This is a genomic window from Rapidithrix thailandica (genome assembly GCF_039710355.1).
Classification (GTDB): domain Bacteria; phylum Bacteroidota; class Bacteroidia; order Cytophagales; family Flammeovirgaceae; genus Rapidithrix; species Rapidithrix thailandica.
The window spans coordinates 116,311-135,151 of sequence record NZ_JBDKWZ010000016.1 but is presented as its reverse complement, the minus strand read 5'-3'; the positions used below and the strand labels follow the sequence as shown (position 1 = coordinate 135,151).

At 42.6% G+C, this 18,841-nt stretch carries 14 protein-coding genes; 7 read left to right on the top strand and 7 right to left on the bottom strand.

Features of this window, described 5'->3' with window-relative positions; translation table 11 throughout:
- Positions 1-12 precede the first annotated feature (12 nt).
- The 6 genes from AAG747_RS22860 to tssD all read left to right on the top strand — a co-directional run bounded on the left by AAG747_RS22860 (position 13) and on the right by tssD (position 11,274).
- Complete coding sequence (locus AAG747_RS22860) at positions 13-1,857, top strand: RagB/SusD family nutrient uptake outer membrane protein (protein ID WP_346823563.1); 1,845 nt, start codon at positions 13-15, stop codon at positions 1,855-1,857.
- A 552-nt stretch (positions 1,858-2,409) separates the two neighbouring features.
- Positions 2,410-5,748 carry a VCBS repeat-containing protein gene (locus AAG747_RS22855; protein ID WP_346823562.1) on the top strand — a complete coding sequence of 1,113 codons (3,339 nt, stop codon included), beginning with the start codon at positions 2,410-2,412 and terminating at the stop codon, positions 5,746-5,748.
- A 64-nt stretch (positions 5,749-5,812) separates the two neighbouring features.
- Positions 5,813-8,119 carry a GH92 family glycosyl hydrolase gene (locus AAG747_RS22850; RefSeq protein WP_346823561.1) on the top strand — a complete coding sequence of 769 codons (2,307 nt, stop codon included), beginning with the start codon at positions 5,813-5,815 and terminating at the stop codon, positions 8,117-8,119.
- A gap of 200 nt (positions 8,120-8,319) precedes the next feature.
- Positions 8,320-9,645 (top strand): DEAD/DEAH box helicase, encoded by a 1,326-nt coding sequence (locus AAG747_RS22845; protein ID WP_346823560.1) that lies wholly within the window; start codon positions 8,320-8,322, stop codon positions 9,643-9,645.
- Between the two features lie 75 nt (positions 9,646-9,720).
- Entirely contained in the window at positions 9,721-10,176 is a 456-nt protein-coding gene (locus AAG747_RS22840) for a 3-oxoacyl-ACP synthase (RefSeq protein ID WP_346823559.1), read from the top strand.
- A gap of 402 nt (positions 10,177-10,578) precedes the next feature.
- A complete protein-coding gene (tssD, locus tag AAG747_RS22835) occupies positions 10,579-11,274 on the top strand; it encodes a type VI secretion system tube protein TssD (RefSeq protein ID WP_346823558.1) in 696 nt (231 codons plus the stop codon).
- 2 nt (positions 11,275-11,276) lie between these two features.
- Here tssD and AAG747_RS22830 read toward each other — a convergent pair whose 3' ends face one another.
- From AAG747_RS22830 to AAG747_RS22805, 6 genes are all read right to left on the bottom strand, one after another.
- Complete coding sequence (locus tag AAG747_RS22830; protein ID WP_346823557.1) at positions 11,277-11,828, bottom strand: hypothetical protein; 552 nt, start codon at positions 11,826-11,828, stop codon at positions 11,277-11,279.
- Between the two features lie 31 nt (positions 11,829-11,859).
- Positions 11,860-12,321, bottom strand: coding sequence for a hypothetical protein (locus tag AAG747_RS22825; protein ID WP_346823556.1), 462 nt, complete (start codon positions 12,319-12,321; stop codon positions 11,860-11,862).
- A 133-nt stretch (positions 12,322-12,454) separates the two neighbouring features.
- Complete coding sequence (locus tag AAG747_RS22820) at positions 12,455-12,913, bottom strand: hypothetical protein (RefSeq protein ID WP_346823555.1); 459 nt, start codon at positions 12,911-12,913, stop codon at positions 12,455-12,457.
- Positions 12,914-13,046: 133 nt separating this feature from the next.
- The gene (locus AAG747_RS22815; RefSeq protein ID WP_346823554.1) at positions 13,047-13,607 is read right to left on the bottom strand and encodes a hypothetical protein; all 561 of its coding nucleotides are present in this window, start codon (positions 13,605-13,607) and stop codon (positions 13,047-13,049) included.
- Between the two features lie 32 nt (positions 13,608-13,639).
- On the bottom strand, positions 13,640-14,191 hold the full coding sequence (locus AAG747_RS22810; protein ID WP_346823553.1) for a hypothetical protein: 552 nt from the start codon (positions 14,189-14,191) through the stop codon (positions 13,640-13,642).
- Positions 14,188-15,669 (bottom strand): zinc metalloprotease, encoded by a 1,482-nt coding sequence (locus AAG747_RS22805; RefSeq protein ID WP_346823552.1) that lies wholly within the window; start codon positions 15,667-15,669, stop codon positions 14,188-14,190. The genes AAG747_RS22810 and AAG747_RS22805 overlap by 4 nt, the downstream gene beginning before the upstream one ends.
- A 359-nt stretch (positions 15,670-16,028) precedes the next feature.
- Between AAG747_RS22805 and AAG747_RS22800 the strand changes: the two genes are divergently transcribed.
- A complete protein-coding gene (locus AAG747_RS22800; RefSeq protein ID WP_346820143.1) occupies positions 16,029-16,286 on the top strand; it encodes a hypothetical protein in 258 nt (85 codons plus the stop codon).
- Positions 16,287-16,444: 158 nt separating this feature from the next.
- Here AAG747_RS22800 and AAG747_RS22795 read toward each other — a convergent pair whose 3' ends face one another.
- On the bottom strand, positions 16,445-18,514 hold the full coding sequence (locus AAG747_RS22795; protein ID WP_346823551.1) for a glycoside hydrolase family 19 protein: 2,070 nt from the start codon (positions 18,512-18,514) through the stop codon (positions 16,445-16,447).
- Positions 18,515-18,841: the final 327 nt, after the last annotated feature.

Here is an 18,841-nt window from a genome sequence, read left to right as displayed (position 1 = left end):
CTGTCAACGAATATGAAAAATACAATATTTAAAAAAGCGCTATCCAACATAGCTTATCTCATTGTGGCTTTGGGGTATTTTGCTACTTCCTGTAGTGAAGGCCTTTTGGACAAACAACCCTTGAATGCTATTTCAGAAAACGATGTCTTTAAGGATGCTACCTTTTTGCAAAGCTATGTTTACAATGCCTATAATGGCATGCGGCCTCATTGGAGCCCTGGTACCGGTGGGTTTATTGCCCTGACAGACCTGGCCATCGCCCAGTCGGAAACCCACAACAGAGCCTCAGGCATCAGGGAATACTTAGAAGGAAATATAAATCCGGATAATATTACGGCACTCACCGATATTTGGAATTACCAGTACGATTACATCAGAAGGGTTAATATTTTCTTTGAAAATACCGAATCATCCGATATCGACCCGGAGGCGCTGGACCCGATGAAAGGTGAAATGCATTTTCTAAGGGCCTGGATGTATTTTGACCTGTCCCGTCACTTTGGCGGAGTGCCTCTGATTACCAAGAGCTTCACCTTAAACGATGCCTCGTTTGACGTGAGCCGGAACACGTATGACGAAGTCGCTGAATTTGTCCTGGAGGAATGCAACAAAGCCATCGAATTACTTGACGGCACCTCTCCTTCTCCCGGTAAAATCAGCAAAGCGGCTGCCATGGGGCTCAAAGCCAGAATGCTTTTGTATATGGCGAGTCCGCTGAACAACCCTTCGAATGAACAGACAAAATGGGAAGCTGCCGAAGCGGCTACCAAAGCGGTGATTGATGCCGGATTTACCTTACACCCAACTTACGAAGATTTATTTCTTCAACCCATCAAATCCGATGAAACGATCTTCGCCAAGTCCTTTACCTCGGAAACCCGGATTCCGGACTGGGGGTATAATTACGATTTTTGGCCCAGTGGCTTTGATGCGCGGCAAAGGCTGAATGCTACACAGACCTTTGTGAACATGTTTCAAATGACCAACGGAGAATATCCCTATCTCGAAGACGGGATCACGGTGAACCCTGCCTCGGGTTATGATCCGCAAAACCCCAATGTCAACAGAGATCCCCGCTACTACAATGCGATTGTTTATCCCGGTGCAGGGCCTTTTACGGTTAATGACGGGTCCAAAACCACCAAAAGGCTTTATGAATATTGGGAAGATGCAAATCCTAATCCGGACAATCAGCCTCCGTATCAAAACCCTAACCAAAAAGACCCCAACAACGGGCAGGATCTTTTTGACTTTGGCAGAGATTCCAAAACTTATTGGGTCAAGGGTTTGACCCCTTTTCACTGGCGAGTGCAAACCGGGTATACATTTAAAAAACTGTTAGATTTTTCCGGTCCCCGGGCAAGCTTTGACTACGATTACAATCAAATGGTCGTGTTTATGAGGCTGGCCGAATTTTATTTGAATTATGCCGAAATCCAAATCGCCTTGGGGAATGAGGCCCTGGCACGGGAATATATCAACAAAGTGCGAAAAAGGGCCTCTGTGAACATGCCTGATATTACCAGTACGGGCGCTGAGCTACTCCGGGAATACAGAAATGAACGTGCTGTAGAGTTGCACCTGGAAGACGCCCGCTTCTTTGACCTTATGCGGTGGAAAGCGGCACCGGGCAAGATAGACCTCAATCCCGTCCGGGGACTTACCAAAGTGACCATGGACTGGACAGGAGCCCAAGAAGGCGACTTGTTAGGAACCCTGCATTTCACCTATGGGGAAATAACCGCTGCTGACCCGAGAACTCCCTGGCCCGGAGACCACTATTACCGCTTTCCGATTCCCAGGGAAGAAATTAAACGGAGTAACAATAGTATAGAACAAAACCCAGGATACGAATAATTTTGAATGATAGTGTGAAATGGAAAGTGTTAAAAAGGATGAAGAATGGGGAGAGAGAAGGATTGAGGGAGAGAAGGATAAAAACACCCTTATTTACTCACGTATTCTCCATTTCACACTTTCACTAATGAAACCAGCGCTACTTTCTGTATTTGTTTCATATTACTGGACATTTGGACAAATATTCCGCTGAATGCTGTCAACTTTTAGAAGGGATGATTACTTCAACATATATAGTTTGCCAAATTAGAAGCAGGGCTGGCCGTCAGAAAGGCGGGGAGGAGCATCTTTCTGACTAGCGTTTTTTTGCCTACTTTTTTGTAGCAATAACAAAAAAGTAAGTGGGTGGAAGGGCGAAACCCTTTGGTAGTGTGTAGGGCTTGGTGATGGACTGTACTAGCATATCCTATTAATATAAGGATTGACTTAGTACCTCCAATCGATAGGATAAACCCTCCCGCTGTGCCAGTTTTTCAAAACACCCAACAGGATATATTCAACTGCTTGATTATCAATTTGATAACAATATTTTGACCATAAAAAATATGCATTATGATTCGTAACTTCCAATCGATGCTACTTCTTTTTATCATCACTGGCTGTATCAGCTGTAATCCGGAGCGGGAACAACTACCTTCAAAAATTTTTGACGAAATGGCACCCGAACGCTCCGGAATTCACTTTGCTAACACACTCACCGAAAACGATTCGGTCAATTACTTCAACTACATGTATATCTATATGGGGGGAGGTGTTGCCATTGGCGATTTGAATAATGATGGGCTGCCGGATATCTATTTTACCGGGAATATGGTGGAAAACAAACTGTATTTAAACAAAGGAAATTTACAGTTTGAAGACATTACCCAAAAGGCCCGGGTAGCGGCTGACGACCGGTGGGTAACGGGCGTAACCCTGGGAGATGCCAACCAAGATGGTTGGTTGGATATCTATGTCAGTGTTTCGGGCAAATGGGCGAGTACAAAAAACCTGCTCTTCATCAATGATGCCAGGCCCGGAGAGACACCTACCTTCACGGAATCGGCAGAAAGTTACGGACTGGCGGACACAGGCAACAGCACCCAGGCTGTTTTTCTGGATTATGATTTGGATGGCGATCAGGACTTGTACGTGGTCAACTATCCGTTGGCTTCTGCCGGTCAAATCCAGAATGAGTACTTGAACTTCCGGGAACATACCCCTTACCACAAAAGCGACCGGCTCTATCGAAATGAAGGAAACCAACAATTTACGGATGTTACCCAAGAGGCCGGTTTGGAAAAATACGGATTGTCGCTGGGAGTTTCGGTTGGGGATTATAACCAGGACGGCTGGCCGGATATCTACGTGTCCAATGATTTCAGTACCCCGGATTATTTCTTAATCAACAACCGGAACGGCTCTTTTTCAGACCAAAACCTGACACTGACCAAGCATACTTCCTATTTCGGCATGGGCTGTGATGCCGCTGACTTCAATAACGATGGTCTTCTGGACCTTTTCCAGGTAGATATGCTTCCTGAAGACAACCGCAGGTCCAAAGAAAATATGGACAGTATGAACCCCGAGCGGTTCGACCGGCTCTTAAAAAACAATATGCACTACCAATATTCGGCAAATACCTTGCAACTCAACATGGGTAACGACCGGAACGGATTACCGCGCTTCGGAGATATCGCCCGGATGGCAGGAGTGTCTTCTACCGATTGGAGCTGGGCTGCGTTATTTGCTGATTTTGACAATGACGGGTATAAGGATATGTTTGTGACCAACGGGGTCAGAAGGGATATCAACAACCGTGATTTTTTCAGAAGCGAAGAGGTAAAAAATTACAAGGACTCGGAAACCTTAAAACTCACATTGAAAATGCCTTCTGAGAAAATTGAAAACTACGCCTTTCAAAATCAAGGAAACCTGGCTTTCTCGGATGTTTCCAAGCAATGGGGAATTAACTACAAAGGTTTTTCCAACGGAGTGGCCTATGGGGATCTGGACGGGGACGGTGATTTGGACCTGGTTGTGAACAACCTGGACGCCAAAAGCCTGATCTATGAAAATAAAACCAGCGACACCGGGGCCAATCATTACCTGCGAATCAAAATCAATGGCCCTGCGTCAAACGCCTTTGGGATCGGCTGTAAACTATGGGTCGAAGATAAAGGCGAAATCCAGTTTCAGGAAGTGACCTTGACCCGGGGGTTTCAGTCTTCCGTAGAGCCCATTGTCCATTTCGGGACCGGAAAGAAAAGCGTGCTGGAAAAAGTAAGAATCCGATGGCAGGACGGGAAGGAGGAAATTTTAGAAAATGTAAAAACCAATCGTCTCATCACTTTTGACTATCGCCAGGCTGCTCCGGCAAAGGAATCCGCTATACAACATACGGAGGTGTTTTTTGAAGATATTACGGCCCAAGTATCCTTACATCATAAGCACGAAGAAAACTTCTTTGATGATTATCGCTATCAAATTCTGCTGCCTCATAAAATCTCACAATATGGCCCTGCCTTAGCAGTAGCTGATGTCAATAAGGATGGCTTGGAGGATTTTTACATCGGTGGGGCAAAAGGGCATTCCGGCAAAATGTTTCTTCAAAAAGAAGACGGCACTTTCTCGGAAATAAACCCTGACGTTTGGGAAGCGGACCAGGAGCAGGAGGATGTCAGCGCTGTCTTTTTCGATGCAAACGGGGATGGCGCCTTGGACCTTTACGTAGTATGCGGAGGAAACGAGTTTGAAAGCGGAAGTGCTTATTATCAAGACAAACTATATCTCAACAAGGGTAAAGGTGTTTTCGAAAAAATAAAAACCGGACTGCCTGAAATGTTCACCAGTGGCTCCTGCGTGGTTCCGGCCGATTACGACCAAGACGGGGACATAGACTTGTTTGTAGGCGGAAGAATCGTCCCCCGAAATTACCCGGCTTCTCCCCAAAGCTATATCCTCAAAAATGAAAGCTCTGACGGGCAGGTAAAGTTTGTGAACGCAACGGACGCAATCGCCCCGGAACTGCAAAGCATCGGAATGGTGACACAAGCCGAGTGGCTTGATGTGGACAATGACAAGCACCTGGATCTGCTACTGATCGGAGAATGGATGGGCATTACTTGTTTAAAAAACCGCCATGGAAAGTTTGTCAATGCTTCCGAATCCTGCGGCTTCTCCGGCACGGAAGGCTGGTGGTTTGGTATGCTCAGTGAAGATTTCGACCAGGACGGAGACCGGGATCTGATAATAGGCAACCTGGGCTTGAATTATAAATATCAGGCCAAGGAAAACGCTCCTTTTAGCTTGTATACCTATGACTACGACAATGACAAAAGACAGGACCTGGTCTTAAGTTATAGTCAAAACGGAGAGCAATACCCCGTCCGCGGCAGGGAATGCTCCTCGCAACAGGTTCCGGCCATCAAAGCAAAATTCAAAAACTATCGCGCTTTTGCCCAGGCCAATCTGGAAGAAATCTACTCCACCGACCACCTGCAAAAATCCACGCGCTACCAAGTAAAAAGCTTTGCTACCTGCTATGCCGAAAACCTGGGGAACGGACGCTTTGCCCTTAAACCGCTGGATAATCTGGCTCAGATTTCCTCCGTCAATGCACTGCTTGCAGACGATATCAATCAAGACGGCAACCCGGATGTTGTATTCGGAGGGAACCTGTACGGCTCGGAAGTAGAAACGCCCAGAAGCGATGCCAGCTTCGGAGGCTTGCTGACCGGAAATGGTGCCGGAGGCTTTAAAACCCATATGCCCTATCAAAGCGGGCTAATGATCAGCGGAGAAGTGAAAACGCTAAAAAAGATAAAATTAGCCCAAGGGGGAGAGGGAATTCTTTGTGCCAAAAACAACGACTACCTTCAATTGGTCAAAATCATCAAACCCTCTCTTTAGTATTTCAGGTATTCAATTGAATACCAAACCAAATCTTTGAATCCATTTTAAAAAACAAACTTTTATGAAATTCAAATTTACGCTCTTATGTATTTTAGCCTTTGCATCGTATCACAATAGCTTAGGACAAAACCCACGCAAACCGGTTGATTATGTAGATGTCTTTATCGGAACTTCCAATTCGCGCTGGATGCTGGGGCCCCATGCCACCATGCCTTTCGGCATGATCCAGTTAGGCCCCGACAATCAAGGGAATGTCTGGATGGGCGGCTATGAATATGCCATTAACAGCATCTCCGGCTTTAGTCATTTACATGCCTGGACCATGGGAGGCTTGCGGATGATGCCGACTACCGCGGATTTGGTCTTGGAAGATAAGTCTGTGGATTCTCCCTATAAAGGGGCCAATGCCGGCTATCATTCCAGAATCCTGAAAGAAACCGAAAAAGCCTTTCCGGGATACTACTCCGTACATCTGTACGACCACGAGGTAACAGCCGAAATGACAGCCACCACCCGATGCGGATTTCAAAAATACACCTTCCCGAAGAAAAAAGAGTCCAGAATATTGGTGGACCTACTCTTCCCTACCGAATGGGACTATGGATTCAAGGTGAATGATGCTACCATTACGAAGGTCAGCGATACGGAGATTGAAGGCTACGCCCGGTGTATAAGCGGCCCCTGGAGTTCCTGGAATGAGTATACCCTTCATTTCGTACTTCAATTCAGCAAACCTTTTCAAGCCATGAACGGCTGGAATGAAGGAAAAGAGACGAAAAACCTCGAAAAAATAGCCGGGAAAAATGATATCGGGGTGTATGTCACGTATGAAACGGAAAAAGAGGAGGTGATTATGGTAAAATCGGGTATCTCACTGGTGAGTGTTCAACAAGCGAGGTTAAACCTTGAAACAGAACTGGCCCCCTTCGGATGGAATTTTACCAGTGCCGTGGACCATGCCCGCACTACCTGGAATGACCTGTTGAGCAAAATTACGGTGGAAGGAGGAGCCGAGGAGGATAAAACAAAATTCTACACCAACTTATACCGGAGTTATTCTGCCAAACAAACCTGGAATGATGTAAACGGAAAATATAGAGACGCCTGTGAAAGAGTTCAACAACTTCCTGCAGGGGTAGACATCTATGGCGGAGATGCCTTCTGGAACACGTTCTGGAACCTCAATGGTTTGTGGTCGCTTATTTCTCCGGAAATTATGAAAAACTGGGTGTTAACGCAACTCGAACTTTACGACAAAACCGGATGGACCAGCAAAGGCCCGGCAGGACTGGAATATTCGGCCATCATGGAGGGCTCCCATGAAATGGCACTTCTGTTAAGTGCTTACCAGAAAGGTATATATACCGATACTCCGGAGAAAATCTATCAGGCCATGAAAAAGAAAGTGACCCGGACGGGCACTGCACATGAATGTGGCGGGCATGCCGGCAATGAGCAACTGGACGATTATATCCGCTACGGGTATATGCCCATGGAAGCCGGAGTTACCTGTAAGACGTTGGACTATGCTTACGATGATTGGTGCGTAGCCCAAATGGCAAAGGCCATTGGCAATAAAAAGGACTACAAGTATTTTTCCCAACGATCTCAGAACTATAAAAACGCATTTCATCCGGAATTGAAATATGTAGTTCCTAAAGCCAAAAACGGCCAATGGAAAACCGATTTTGATGTTTTTTCCAACCAAGGCTTCATTGAAGGCAACAGCTGGCAATATTCAATTTATGTCCCACACGATGCCGAAGGGCTTATCAAACTGATCGGAAAAGATCTGTTTAACAAACGACTGGAAGAAGGGTTTGAAAAATCACAAGAACACCGATTTGCCGCTCATGCCTTTGACCGTACCAGCGGACAAAGTGCGGAATATTATATCAACCATGGAAATGAGGTCAATATGCAAGCGGCATGGTTGTTCAATTATTCAGGCAAGCCCTGGCTGACTCAAAAATATACCCGGGCCATCATGGATGCTTTTTACGGGGCCTCCCCCTACCATGGCTGGGAGGGCGATGAAGACGAAGGACAGATGGGCGCCTGGTTTGTTATGAGTGCCTTGGGCTTTTTCGAAATGGACGGAGGCTGCTCCGAAGCGCCAGAACTCGACATCAGCAGTCCCCTGTTCGAAAAAATAACCATCCGCCTTGACGGCAATTACTATGCAGGCCGGGAGTTTGTGATTGAGGCCAAGAACAATTCGAAAGAGAATATTTATATCCAATCGGCCCTGCTCAACGGCAGGCCCCTGCCTACTTGCCGGTTAAAGTTTAAGGACCTTGTCGAGGGCGGAAAGCTTGAATTGACGATGGGTCCTGCACCCAATCCGGACTGGGGCAAAACGCAGTAACAAAGGTAAGAACCGTTGAATTTGGGCTGTAAAGACAGCTTTTAAATCATCCGTATCCAATTTAAACATACTCTAAAAAAAGAAATACAGAGGAAGGAAGCAGGAGAAAGCCTTCTGCCCTCTTTCCTTCAATCCTTCCATCTCTCAATCCTTTAACCTTAATATTTCACCGAATACCCGCCAAGCCTTACCTTTGCGCAATGGAAAAAAAGTTGAAGAGAATACAGCCTTTAATTAACAGGCTTCAAATAAATGAATTGAACTCCATGCAGTTGGCCAGTCTGAAGGCAGCCGAACGGCATCAGAATTTTGTATTGCTTTCTCCCACCGGCTCCGGCAAGACGTTGGCTTTCCTCCTGCCAATGCTCTTAAACCTTCGGGAAGACCGGATAGGTGTCCAAGCCTTGATCTTGGTTCCTTCCCGTGAATTAGCCTTGCAAATCGAACAGGTATGGAAAGCGATGGGAAGCGGCTTCAAAGTCAACACTTGCTATGGCGGACATTCGGTCAAAATCGAATTGAACAACTTTCAGGATCCTCCGGCTGTTTTGGTTGGAACACCCGGCAGGGTTGCCGACCACTTACAGCGAAAAAGTTTTGATCCGGCCCTCGTGCATACACTTATCATGGATGAATTTGACAAAGCCTTGGAATTGGGCTTTCAAAAAGATATGGAAATCATCATCCAACGCTTAACCGGGGTAAAAAATAAAATATTGACCTCTGCCACACAAACCCAATCGGTACCGGCATTTACCGGACTAAAATCCCCTTATACGTTGGACTATACCCCTTCTGTCAAAACCAATAAGCAACTGGAGTTTAAAGCCGTGCGTTCGGAGGGAACTGACAAACTGGAGGCGCTTTTTCGTTTGATATGTTTGTTGGGTAACTCACCGACACTGGTATTCTGTAATCACCGGGCGGCCGTAGACCGTATCAGTGAACTACTATTAGACCAGGGGCTGGTACATGAGGCATTTCATGGTGGGTTAAAACAAGACGAAAGGGAACGAACCTTAACCAAATTCAGGAATGGGAGCAGTCATTTGTTAATCACTACCGACTTGGCATCCCGGGGTTTGGACATTCCGGAGATTCAGCAAATCATACATTATCAACTACCACAAACAGAAACAGCATTTGTCCATCGCAACGGCCGGACGGCCCGTATGCATGCCAATGGCAGTTCTTACTTGGTTCTTGCGGAAAAGGAGCCTATTTTGCCATATTTAAAACAAAAACCGGAATTTATTTCTCTTCCGGAATCCCTTCCTTTACCGGCCCCTCCTGATTGGGACACGATCTATTTTAGCGGAGGAAAAAAAGATAAAATCAACAAAACCGATATTGTAGGCCTGGTGTTGAAAAAAGGAAAGCTTCAACACGATGAATTGGGTTTAATTGAAGTAAAAGACTATGTAGCTTATGCCGCTGTGAAACGCGACAAAGCGGCACAGCTTGTCCGGAAACTGAAGCATGAAAAAGTGAAAAAGAAAAAATTGAAAATTGAAATCGCCCGTTAACGCTGATACACACACAAGAAGGGCTTTGAAAGAAGCCTTTTCTTCAATAACTCAAATTAAAAACAGGTAATCGCCATGAAATCCATCAAAAAAAGACTTCATCAATATTGCACCCGACAAGTAGATGACCGTATCCTAACAGCCCAAAAAGCTATACAAGCAGCCCGCGAAGCCGCCAATGACGAATCCAAAAGCAGCATGGGTGATAAATACGAAACCGGAAGGGCCATGATGCAACTGGAACAGGAAAAATATGCCGGGCAACTAAGCAATGCCATCCAACTCAAAAAAGTACTTGAACAGATCAATCCCGAAAAACAAGCCTCGGCCCAAGTAGAACTCGGAAGCCTGGTAAAAACCAATTATGGCTACCTGTACCTATCCGTAAGTTTGGGACAAATCGCTTTAGACGACCTACAATGCTTTGCAGTTTCTCCGGTATCCCCCATTGGCAAAACCTGTCTGGGGTTACAAAAAGGAGATACCTTTACGTTTAACGGACGCGCCTACCGTTTGGAAGAAGTGGGTTAAAAAGTTAGGATTCACATGCTGAAAGGGATACCACCTTTACCTGGAGGCGGAACCGGAAAAACGCTATACCTTGATCCTGGTTTATAACCGGAATACCCCACTGTCCGAACGGGACAAGACCCACATCCGGAACTTTGCCCACCACATCCAGAAATCACTTATTTAAGTAGAATTACGCATTTAATTTCTATATTTGTCTGATTAAACTCATATATCAAGGGAATTGTATTTAGGAGAAAAGCAAGCCATTCGGTTTGCTTTTTCTTTTTTATACAGCCTCCCCCATCCGTTAGCAAGAAACTTCTTTATTTTTACCTGTTACTAGGCAATTGTATTTAGAAAAATGTTTTATACATTTACCTATAAACCATTATTTCAACCATCTATAAATACAATTGCATTATGAGCTTAATTGCTAAAATGTATGTTGAGGATAAGGAAATTAACATTCTTGACTTCAAATTCCGCTTTACCCGCTCGGTAGACGAACATGGGAAACCCATGGGAAAGCCCAACGGGACGATTTTTGACATCACCTTTGAAACCACCTCGGACCAAAGCTTTTTCGCCTGGTCTGTGGGGATGGATATGGTCAAAAAAGTAAAGATTGTCGTTTCCCCGGTGACCCAGGACAGCAAAAGCCGGGTGTTTGAACTCTACGATGTACATTGCGTCTTTTTCAAAAACCATTTCAACGGGGTGAATGGCGAACCCATGACCACCCAAATTAAACTCTCCCCGGCCATCCTCTACGATGGAGGGCATAAAACCCTGGAGCACTACTGGAAGGAAACCGACTTAAGTGCACAGGATACACCCGTAACGACCCTACAAAAAGAAGAAAACTTTGAAGTACTTTCCGCTCATTTTGAAAATAAAGAGCGAAAGAAAATCACGGAACTGGAAAAGGGTACGGCCTACCTGGTGATCCATACAAAGAATGGCGATGGAAAATCATTAGAAATTGATTTAACCGATCGCAATCACGATTTCAACTATCAAGGGAAAAAGCTGGAAAATGACATCTTGAAAGATGTATCCGTTATAGGTGACAAAACCACACTTGAGTTAGAAATCATCGATGAACAAGAAACCTGAAGTTAAAAACACCCCTTCAGACGGTGTTTTTCAAAGGGGATTTTATACGGATATCTTTTGGATTTGACAATCCAATATACTGTATCCTCTTTGACTTTCTGTTTGATGACAACTTCTTCAACAATAGCATCAGAAATAACACTTTTATAAAATCCTTTAATTTTTTTATCACAAGAGTAATTGGGAACAGATAAGTATTTACTACCTAAAAGTAAATGACTTTTAATATCCATTCGTACCAATTTACCATCTTGATGATACTCAATATAATTCAGTTCTAAAGTTTCTACCCCATTTTTATATCTACAATAGTAGAAAGAATTTAATCCGGTAATTACTTTATATAAGCCCGTTAAGGGTTTATCATTCCGTTTATCAACAAGATACTCAAAAACACTAGGCTTTGTCCTTGGGTTATCATCAATAAACGCTGTTTTTGTATAGATCTCTGCGTCAAGGTGTATAACTAAGGTATCCTCTTTGGGTGGATCTTGCCCAAAACTCAAAAAGGGTACGAATAACAGAGGTATGGTGAAAAAGAGACGGTAATTCATATAATGATCACGATGAACAAGAAACCTGAAGTTAAAAACATCCCTTCAGACGGCGTTTTTCAAAGGGAAGTTTATATGGCTTTTTGTAAGAGGATCCTTTTATAATCCAATATACTGTATCCTTTTTGATTTTTTGTTTTATGACTACTTTTTGAAGAATAGCATCAGATGTTACCTCTTTGAAAAAACCCTTAATTTTTTTATCACAAGAATAATGAGGGACTGATAAGTATTTGCTTCCCAGAATTGCATAACTCTTAAAATCTAATCGAACTAACTTCCCATACTGGTGATACTCAATAAAATTGATACCTTCATTTGCTTCCACCCCATTTTTATATTTACAATAGTAGAAAGAATTTGGACCGGTAATCACCTTATATAAGCCTGTTAAGGGTTGATCATTTCGATTGTCAACAAGATACTCATAAGTAACAGGAAATCGCCTTGGGTCTTTATACTCAATGGTTCTGGTTTTTGTATAGGTTTCCATATCAAGGTGTATAACTAAGGTATCCCCTTTGGGTGAGTTTTGCCCGAAACCCAAAAAGGATATGAATAACTGAGGTATAGTGAAAAAGAGACGGTAATTCATATCATAATCACGATGGACAAGAAACCATAAGTTAAAAGCATCCCTTCAGACGGTGTTTTTCAAAAATTCCTTTGAAAGAGACATTATGTTTGGCTTTGACATTCCAATGTATCTTACCTTTTTTAACTTTTTGCTTGATGATAACCTCTTCAACAATGGCATCAGATACAACTTCTTTGTAAAAGCCTTTGATTTTTTTATCACAAGAGTAATTGGGAACAGATAAATATCTACTACCTAAAATTGCATCACCTTTAATATCTATCTGTATCAGTTTGCCATTTTGATGATATTCAATAAAATTGAGTGCTCGGTTAGCTTCTATACCATTTTTATATTTACAATAGTAGAAAGAATTTGATCCGGTAATCACTTTATATAAACCGGTTAAAGGTTGATCATTCCGTTTGTCAACAAGATACTCATAAGTAAAAGGAATTCGCCTTGGATCTTTATACTCAATGGTTCTGGTTTTTGTATAGGTTTCCATATCAAGGTGTATAACTAAGGTATCCCCTTTGGGTGAGTTTTGTCCGAAACCCAAAGAGGATACGAATAACAGTGGTACAATGAAAAAGAGGCGGTAATTCATATCATAATCACAATGGACAAGAAACCATAAGTTAAAAGCATCCCTTCAGACGGTGTTTTTCAAAAATTCCTTTGAAAGAGACATTATGTTTGGCTTTGACATTCCAATGTATCTTACCTTTTTTAACTTTTTGCTTGATGATAACCTCTTCAACAATGGCATCAGATACAACTTCTTTGTAAAAGCCTTTGATTTTTTTGCCACAAGAGTAATTGGGAACAGTCAAGTATTTGCTTCCAAAAATTGCAACACCTTTAATATCTATCTGTATCAGTTTGCCATTTTGATGATATTCAATATAATTGAGGCCATAGTTGACTTCTGCACCATTGTCGTACCTACAATAATAGAAAGAATTTGATCCTGTGATCACTTTATATAAACCTGTTAACGGTTCATCGTTTCGTTTGTCGATTAAATAACTACGTGTTCTTGGCTCTAACCTTGGGCTATTTTCATTAATAGTTCTGGTTTTTGTATAAGTTTCTGTGTCAAGGTGTATAACTAAGGTATCCCCTTTGGGTGAGCTTTGCCCGAAACCCAAAGAGGATACGAATAACAGAGGTATAGTGAAAAAGAGACGGTAATTCATATAATGATCACGATGAACAAGAAACATAATAACTAAAAACACCCCTTCAGACGGTGTTTTTCAAAGGGGATTTTATAAGGATATCTTTTGGATTTGACAATCCAATATACTGTATCCTCTTTGACTTTCTGTTTGATGACAACTTCTTCAACAATAGCATCAGATGTTATCTCTTTGAAAAAGCCCTTAATTTTTTTATCACAAGAATAATGAGGAAGTGATAAGTATTTAGTACCCATATACATATCACCCTTTATCTCCATTTTTACCAATTTATCATTTTGGTAATATTCAATAAAATTAATTCCTTCATTTGCTTCTACCCCACTAACATATTTACAATAGAAGAAAGAATTTGGACCGGTAATCACCTTATATAAACCTGTTAACGGTTGATCGTTTCGTTTGTCAACAAGATACTCATAAGTAAAAGGAAATAGCCTTGGGTTTTTATACTCAATGGTTTCAGTTTTTGTATAAGTTTCTGTGTCAAGGTGTATAACTAAGGTATCCTCTTTGGATGGATCTTGCCCAAAACCCAGAAAGGATATGAATAACAGAGGTATGATCAAAAGTTGTTTCATCGTATCAGTTCTAAATCGTGATTGTCTTGTCGTAGTTTGTCCCATTGGTACTTCCAAAAACTAAAGGTACTTAAACTATAATCCATAATATTTTCAGTAGTACCTCTAACAAAGGTATGTTCAGGCACAATAGGCCTGCCGTTATCTTCAGTAACTGTAGTAAAAGAATGAACCAATCCCATATTGTGAGCCGCTTCATGTACTAAAGTCATTTCCCTAAGTTGATCATGGTAATTTGCTAGCATCACATATCTCCCTGTATTAAACACATCTTCAGCAAAGCCATCAAAGTGATCAATACGTTTGCTTCCTGGACTTTTAGGATACCTTATAACCATAGGCATTAAAAAAAATGTCACCCCAGGTTCATCTGTGTATTCTTCTTCGTAAATCTCTCGCAACCCAAGTAAGAACTCTTCCATATCACAAACGATAGAGTCAAGGCTAATTGATGTAATAGAGCGTTTGATTCGATTAATTCCAGGGCCTTCTTCAGTGTTTTCTCCTATTTTAAACTTTTTAAGATTTACGTTTACTTTCCTATATTCATATTTTCTTTGATTTTTCTTAATGGGGGTATATTCAATTAATGCTTGTGTAAACTTTTGTTTGGCTTTTTCTTCAGTATCTTCTACATATCTTTTCCAATTGGAAATGGTTGTTTCCATTCCTATAGGCTTAGGAGCAACACTATAGGCAGGATTATTATCCACTATCATTTCTGTTGTATCTAAAGAAAAATCAATTTTGTTTCCCGCCATCATACCGGCAACTTGTCTAGGAGGCATATGGATTGAACCTTTGAAATTTACTTGTACAAACCTCGCATTCAACCTGTAAATATCCTGGTTGTGATAAACCATAAGCTTTCCTACCTCTTCCCTTTGTGCTCCACATTGAGCAAATACCTTGATCTGTTGGTGCTCTGCAAAGGTTCCCCCCGTACAAGAGGTTATTTTGATGCTTTGACTCTTTAGATAATACTCTCTGGTTGTTTGCCCTAAGTTTTTCGTTTGCCTCCCTGTTTGTAGGATCTCAGATAAATTGATTTGGGCAGGCTCTATTTGTAGGTGAGGGGTACTGCTCTCAAAAATAAGAGCAGTAGCATTTTCTGCTAGCTCTTCCAGTGCTTCCACCTCCAAGTCCAACGTAGCTTCCTTCCCTTCTTTGAGGCTTAACCAGGCCGGATAATAATCAACCCCATAGGGGCGAATAGGGTCTGTTACATCTCTTGAATATTCGCCCTTTAGCCGTTCTACATCCGTACATAAGGGAGTAGTTCTCCTATTTACAGATTCAACCGGATAAATATATTCATCCCGCAGCCAATCAAAACCATACTCTTTTGTCACATTATTGTTCTCATAATCGGAAGGTCTTCTAAAATGTACCAAAAACTGTCTTATGGTTAAGGGTCTTCTGAGTGCAGGAATTTGGATGGAGTTTTTCGGATTACCTGATTCTGATATTGTAATCATAGTTGTGGATTTGAGGTTTAAAGTGCTGTGTTGCTAGTAGCCTGTCCCCAATAGTCTTTAACCAAGATGAAAAGGTAATTTTTGAGGATCAGCAGGGCCAAATGTAGAAAACATTCCTCTAAATCTAGTTACCTAGTAAGAGGTAATAAATATATTTGTAAGGATTTTGATAAGAATCTATCAAATCTTTAAGAAGTAAGTTAAACCATTCTAAACTTGAAATTATGAACTTTTTAAAAGAGCATGCAAGTACACAATAGGATGATTATCAAGGATTAGCAGCCATTGATTTTCATGATGGTGAGCACATTAGGAAAATATGTAAAGACTATGATATTGATACTGAAAAACACTTTCCTATGGGATTGAAATTTTCAGAACACACCATTAACGGAGAGAAAATTAGTACTACTATCTATACCCTGGATACAAAAAAATATGGCTCTTCCTTTGAGGATATTAAAAAAGAAATAGTGAAAAATAACGGGGAAGTAGAGGTGACAGCTCATCAGGTAGAAATTCCTTATTCAGAAATAGGAAAATATATCAAACGGTTTGAAGTCTTCACCACAAATGAATTTAGCAAAAATATCAGAAAGCTAATCATTGAAGAATAAAATGAAAGGCCACCATTGTTTGATGGTGGCCTTTTATTTGTATAGCCAAATTTACAATAAGTTTATACCACTATTTCATAGAAAATTTTATCTTCCTATTTCCTATGCAAAACTATTTAAAGATACCGGCAGATGTAAAGCCTGCCGGTACCTTTAAATTATTCTACCATCAACTTGATTAATTTCACTTGGCGCCCTGTAAGCAATCGAACAATGTAGAGCCCGGAATTCATGCCGGAAGCTTCCCATTGTACCGAATGGTGCCCCACTTCTTGGTATTCATTCACCAAATTGACAACCTGACTACCGGAAGCATCATAAATGGACAGTGACACCTCTCCTTCCTCTTTTAATTGATAGTGTAACGTGAATTGTCCGGCAGAAGGATTCGGGTAAGCCTTCAAGTTTTCGTCACTCAAAACCTGTTCTTTTTCTATGGTTTCCCGGTCTAATGTCAGCCGGGCCGTAGGTTCAGGTTCCAACCCTCTATAAGGCGTCATATGGGCACAGCCACAATAAGAGCAGTCATCCGAATTATCGAGATCCGTGGTTACATTCAGAATTCCGGCAAAGCGTCTGTAATGCCCGATCCGGTGAGTTACTTTCACATTTTCACTTCCCGAGCCGCATTCTATACCTCCGTTGATGATGTTTACCGTCATGCCCAGGCCCGGGTGGCGGTTGCGCTGCAAGTCATACGAAGAAGGCGTCCAGTTGCCAACCATCACATCGTGGGCCGAAGGCTTGGGATATTGGGGAGTCATCCAGAACCAAATACCTGTCTGGAAAGCCAAAGCTCCGTCCTGAATCACCATTTCCGGATTGTTAAGCATGATATTTTTATCTCCGTAAAGGAATTCGCTTACCTGCCCGTAATTGTAATTCCAGCTCAACTGGATAGGCCCCCTTCCATGATAGGACTTGCCCGGTGCCGGGGGATAATTGACATTGCCTTCGTCCCGGTAGCCAATATTATTCGTTCCTGCATAGCCCTGTTCTTCCCGGAAATACAAGCCCCAGGAATAGCGTCCTCCCGGAGCGGTATCCCATCCGCCTGTGGTCTCCTGAGCAATATTGGCCATAAAAGCCGCCAATTCCCTCAAACGGGTGGTTTGGGAACCTTCGTTACCAAATGTTCCGTAATCTACCGTCTGGGTGAGAATCGGCTTGTTCAGGTTCCACTCTGCGTTAAAATCCTGATCCGTCCGGATGACTGTGGAAACATTCGTGGTCTTATCCGTCCGGGTAATCCGGTACAAGTTAGTCCCCGATCTTCTTTCGAAGAGCACCTCGATTTTAGCCATGCGATGCACAGCCTCCACAAAGGCACTATAGGAGAAAAAATCATTGGCCGGGTCCAGTTCCAACGTAGCCAAATCTGTTCCGTAGCGGTAGCGAAATATCTCGTTGTATTGGGCTTCAGTGATAAGGAAGTTTCCTCCACTTGTGGATTCCTGCACGGTGAAAGAAGTACTTACCGTAGTACTTGCTCCCTCATTGTCCGTAGCGATGATCTCCACATTGTAAGTGCCAAATGAGGGTGGTACCCAAGGAATTTGGTATTGGTTCCCATTGAGCGAACCGTTGTAGGTTTGACCGTTCAAGGCAAAGGTCACTGTACTGATTGTTCCATCCGGATCGGAGGCCGAAGCCTTCAACGTCACCGTATCCAAGGTAGCCAAATAAATAGTAGCCGGAATTAAGGAGGTCAGTTGTGGCGGTTGATTGGTGCCCACATTCCCGCAATCACTGACAAAAGTCCAGGCATCCTGCCAGTGGGTACCCGCTCCGGGAGCATATGCAGAAGCCACGCCATTGCACCAGCCGGTATAAGGCCATTCCTTACATTGATACACCTTTCCGTTATTTTGTACTTGACTGCCGGCAGCATATCCCCCAGCCTCTACATACGAAGGGATACTGTCGCAACCAGCAGTAGCATTAATTTCAACAGACTGATTTTCATACTTATAGTACGCAACGGGTTTATAAAACCTATACCCTTGTTCCCTTTCGGAATAATTGATGAGAGAAACAGTACCCGGAATTATGTCATGCAAACCGGAAATTTTCAATTCATGGGTCTCGGATGCCGGATCATTACTCCATAACAATTGCGCATGAGTAGATGCTTTACCAAAAATGAGGAGAAGGAATAACAAAATAGGCAAAGCTTTGCATCGGATTTGGCATACCGTTTCAGGAATAAGCCATACTGAATTTTTCATAAGCACGTAAATTTAACAAGGTTTAAATGAGTAATTACTTTTTAAGTATTTTGCCGGTACTTCTGTGCTTCAAAGGCTGTACAAAGCCAAGCCTCCTCTGACAGAAGAATTACTTCATCTGTCGAGGGCTTCGCTCTATGACAGCTGCATACCGGCAGTCAATTTTCTTCTAATTGGTGCATTATGATGATTTGGAGAGCCAGAACTACGTTTACCGGTTCATCACAGGCTAAGAGGATTTCAAAATAGGTTGGCACTGGTTGGCTTATGGGGCAGGGCCCTTCGTTCACGGTCACAGCAAATGAAGCAGTAAAAGCACTTCCGTTA

Bases quoted from the DNA above. Each gene is read 5' to 3' on its own strand.
- AAG747_RS22800 (WP_346820143.1), top strand. From the start codon at position 16,029: ATGGGATTGAAATTTTCAGAACACACCATTAACGGAGAGAAAATTAGT.
- AAG747_RS22825 (WP_346823556.1), bottom strand. From the start codon at position 12,321: ATGGAAACCTATACAAAAACCAGAACCATTGAGTATAAAGACCCAAGG.
- AAG747_RS22855 (WP_346823562.1), top strand. From the start codon at position 2,410: ATGATTCGTAACTTCCAATCGATGCTACTTCTTTTTATCATCACTGGC.
- AAG747_RS22845 (WP_346823560.1), top strand. From the start codon at position 8,320: ATGGAAAAAAAGTTGAAGAGAATACAGCCTTTAATTAACAGGCTTCAA.
- AAG747_RS22840 (WP_346823559.1), top strand. From the start codon at position 9,721: ATGAAATCCATCAAAAAAAGACTTCATCAATATTGCACCCGACAAGTA.
- AAG747_RS22815 (WP_346823554.1), bottom strand. From the start codon at position 13,607: ATGAATTACCGTCTCTTTTTCACTATACCTCTGTTATTCGTATCCTCT.
- AAG747_RS22850 (WP_346823561.1), top strand. From the start codon at position 5,813: ATGAAATTCAAATTTACGCTCTTATGTATTTTAGCCTTTGCATCGTAT.
- AAG747_RS22830 (WP_346823557.1), bottom strand. From the start codon at position 11,828: ATGAATTACCGTCTCTTTTTCACCATACCTCTGTTATTCGTACCCTTT.
- tssD (WP_346823558.1), top strand. From the start codon at position 10,579: ATGAGCTTAATTGCTAAAATGTATGTTGAGGATAAGGAAATTAACATT.
- AAG747_RS22860 (WP_346823563.1), top strand. From the start codon at position 13: ATGAAAAATACAATATTTAAAAAAGCGCTATCCAACATAGCTTATCTC.
- AAG747_RS22805 (WP_346823552.1), bottom strand. From the start codon at position 15,669: ATGATTACAATATCAGAATCAGGTAATCCGAAAAACTCCATCCAAATT.
- AAG747_RS22820 (WP_346823555.1), bottom strand. From the start codon at position 12,913: ATGGAAACCTATACAAAAACCAGAACCATTGAGTATAAAGATCCAAGG.
- AAG747_RS22795 (WP_346823551.1), bottom strand. From the start codon at position 18,514: ATGAAAAATTCAGTATGGCTTATTCCTGAAACGGTATGCCAAATCCGA.
- AAG747_RS22810 (WP_346823553.1), bottom strand. From the start codon at position 14,191: ATGAAACAACTTTTGATCATACCTCTGTTATTCATATCCTTTCTGGGT.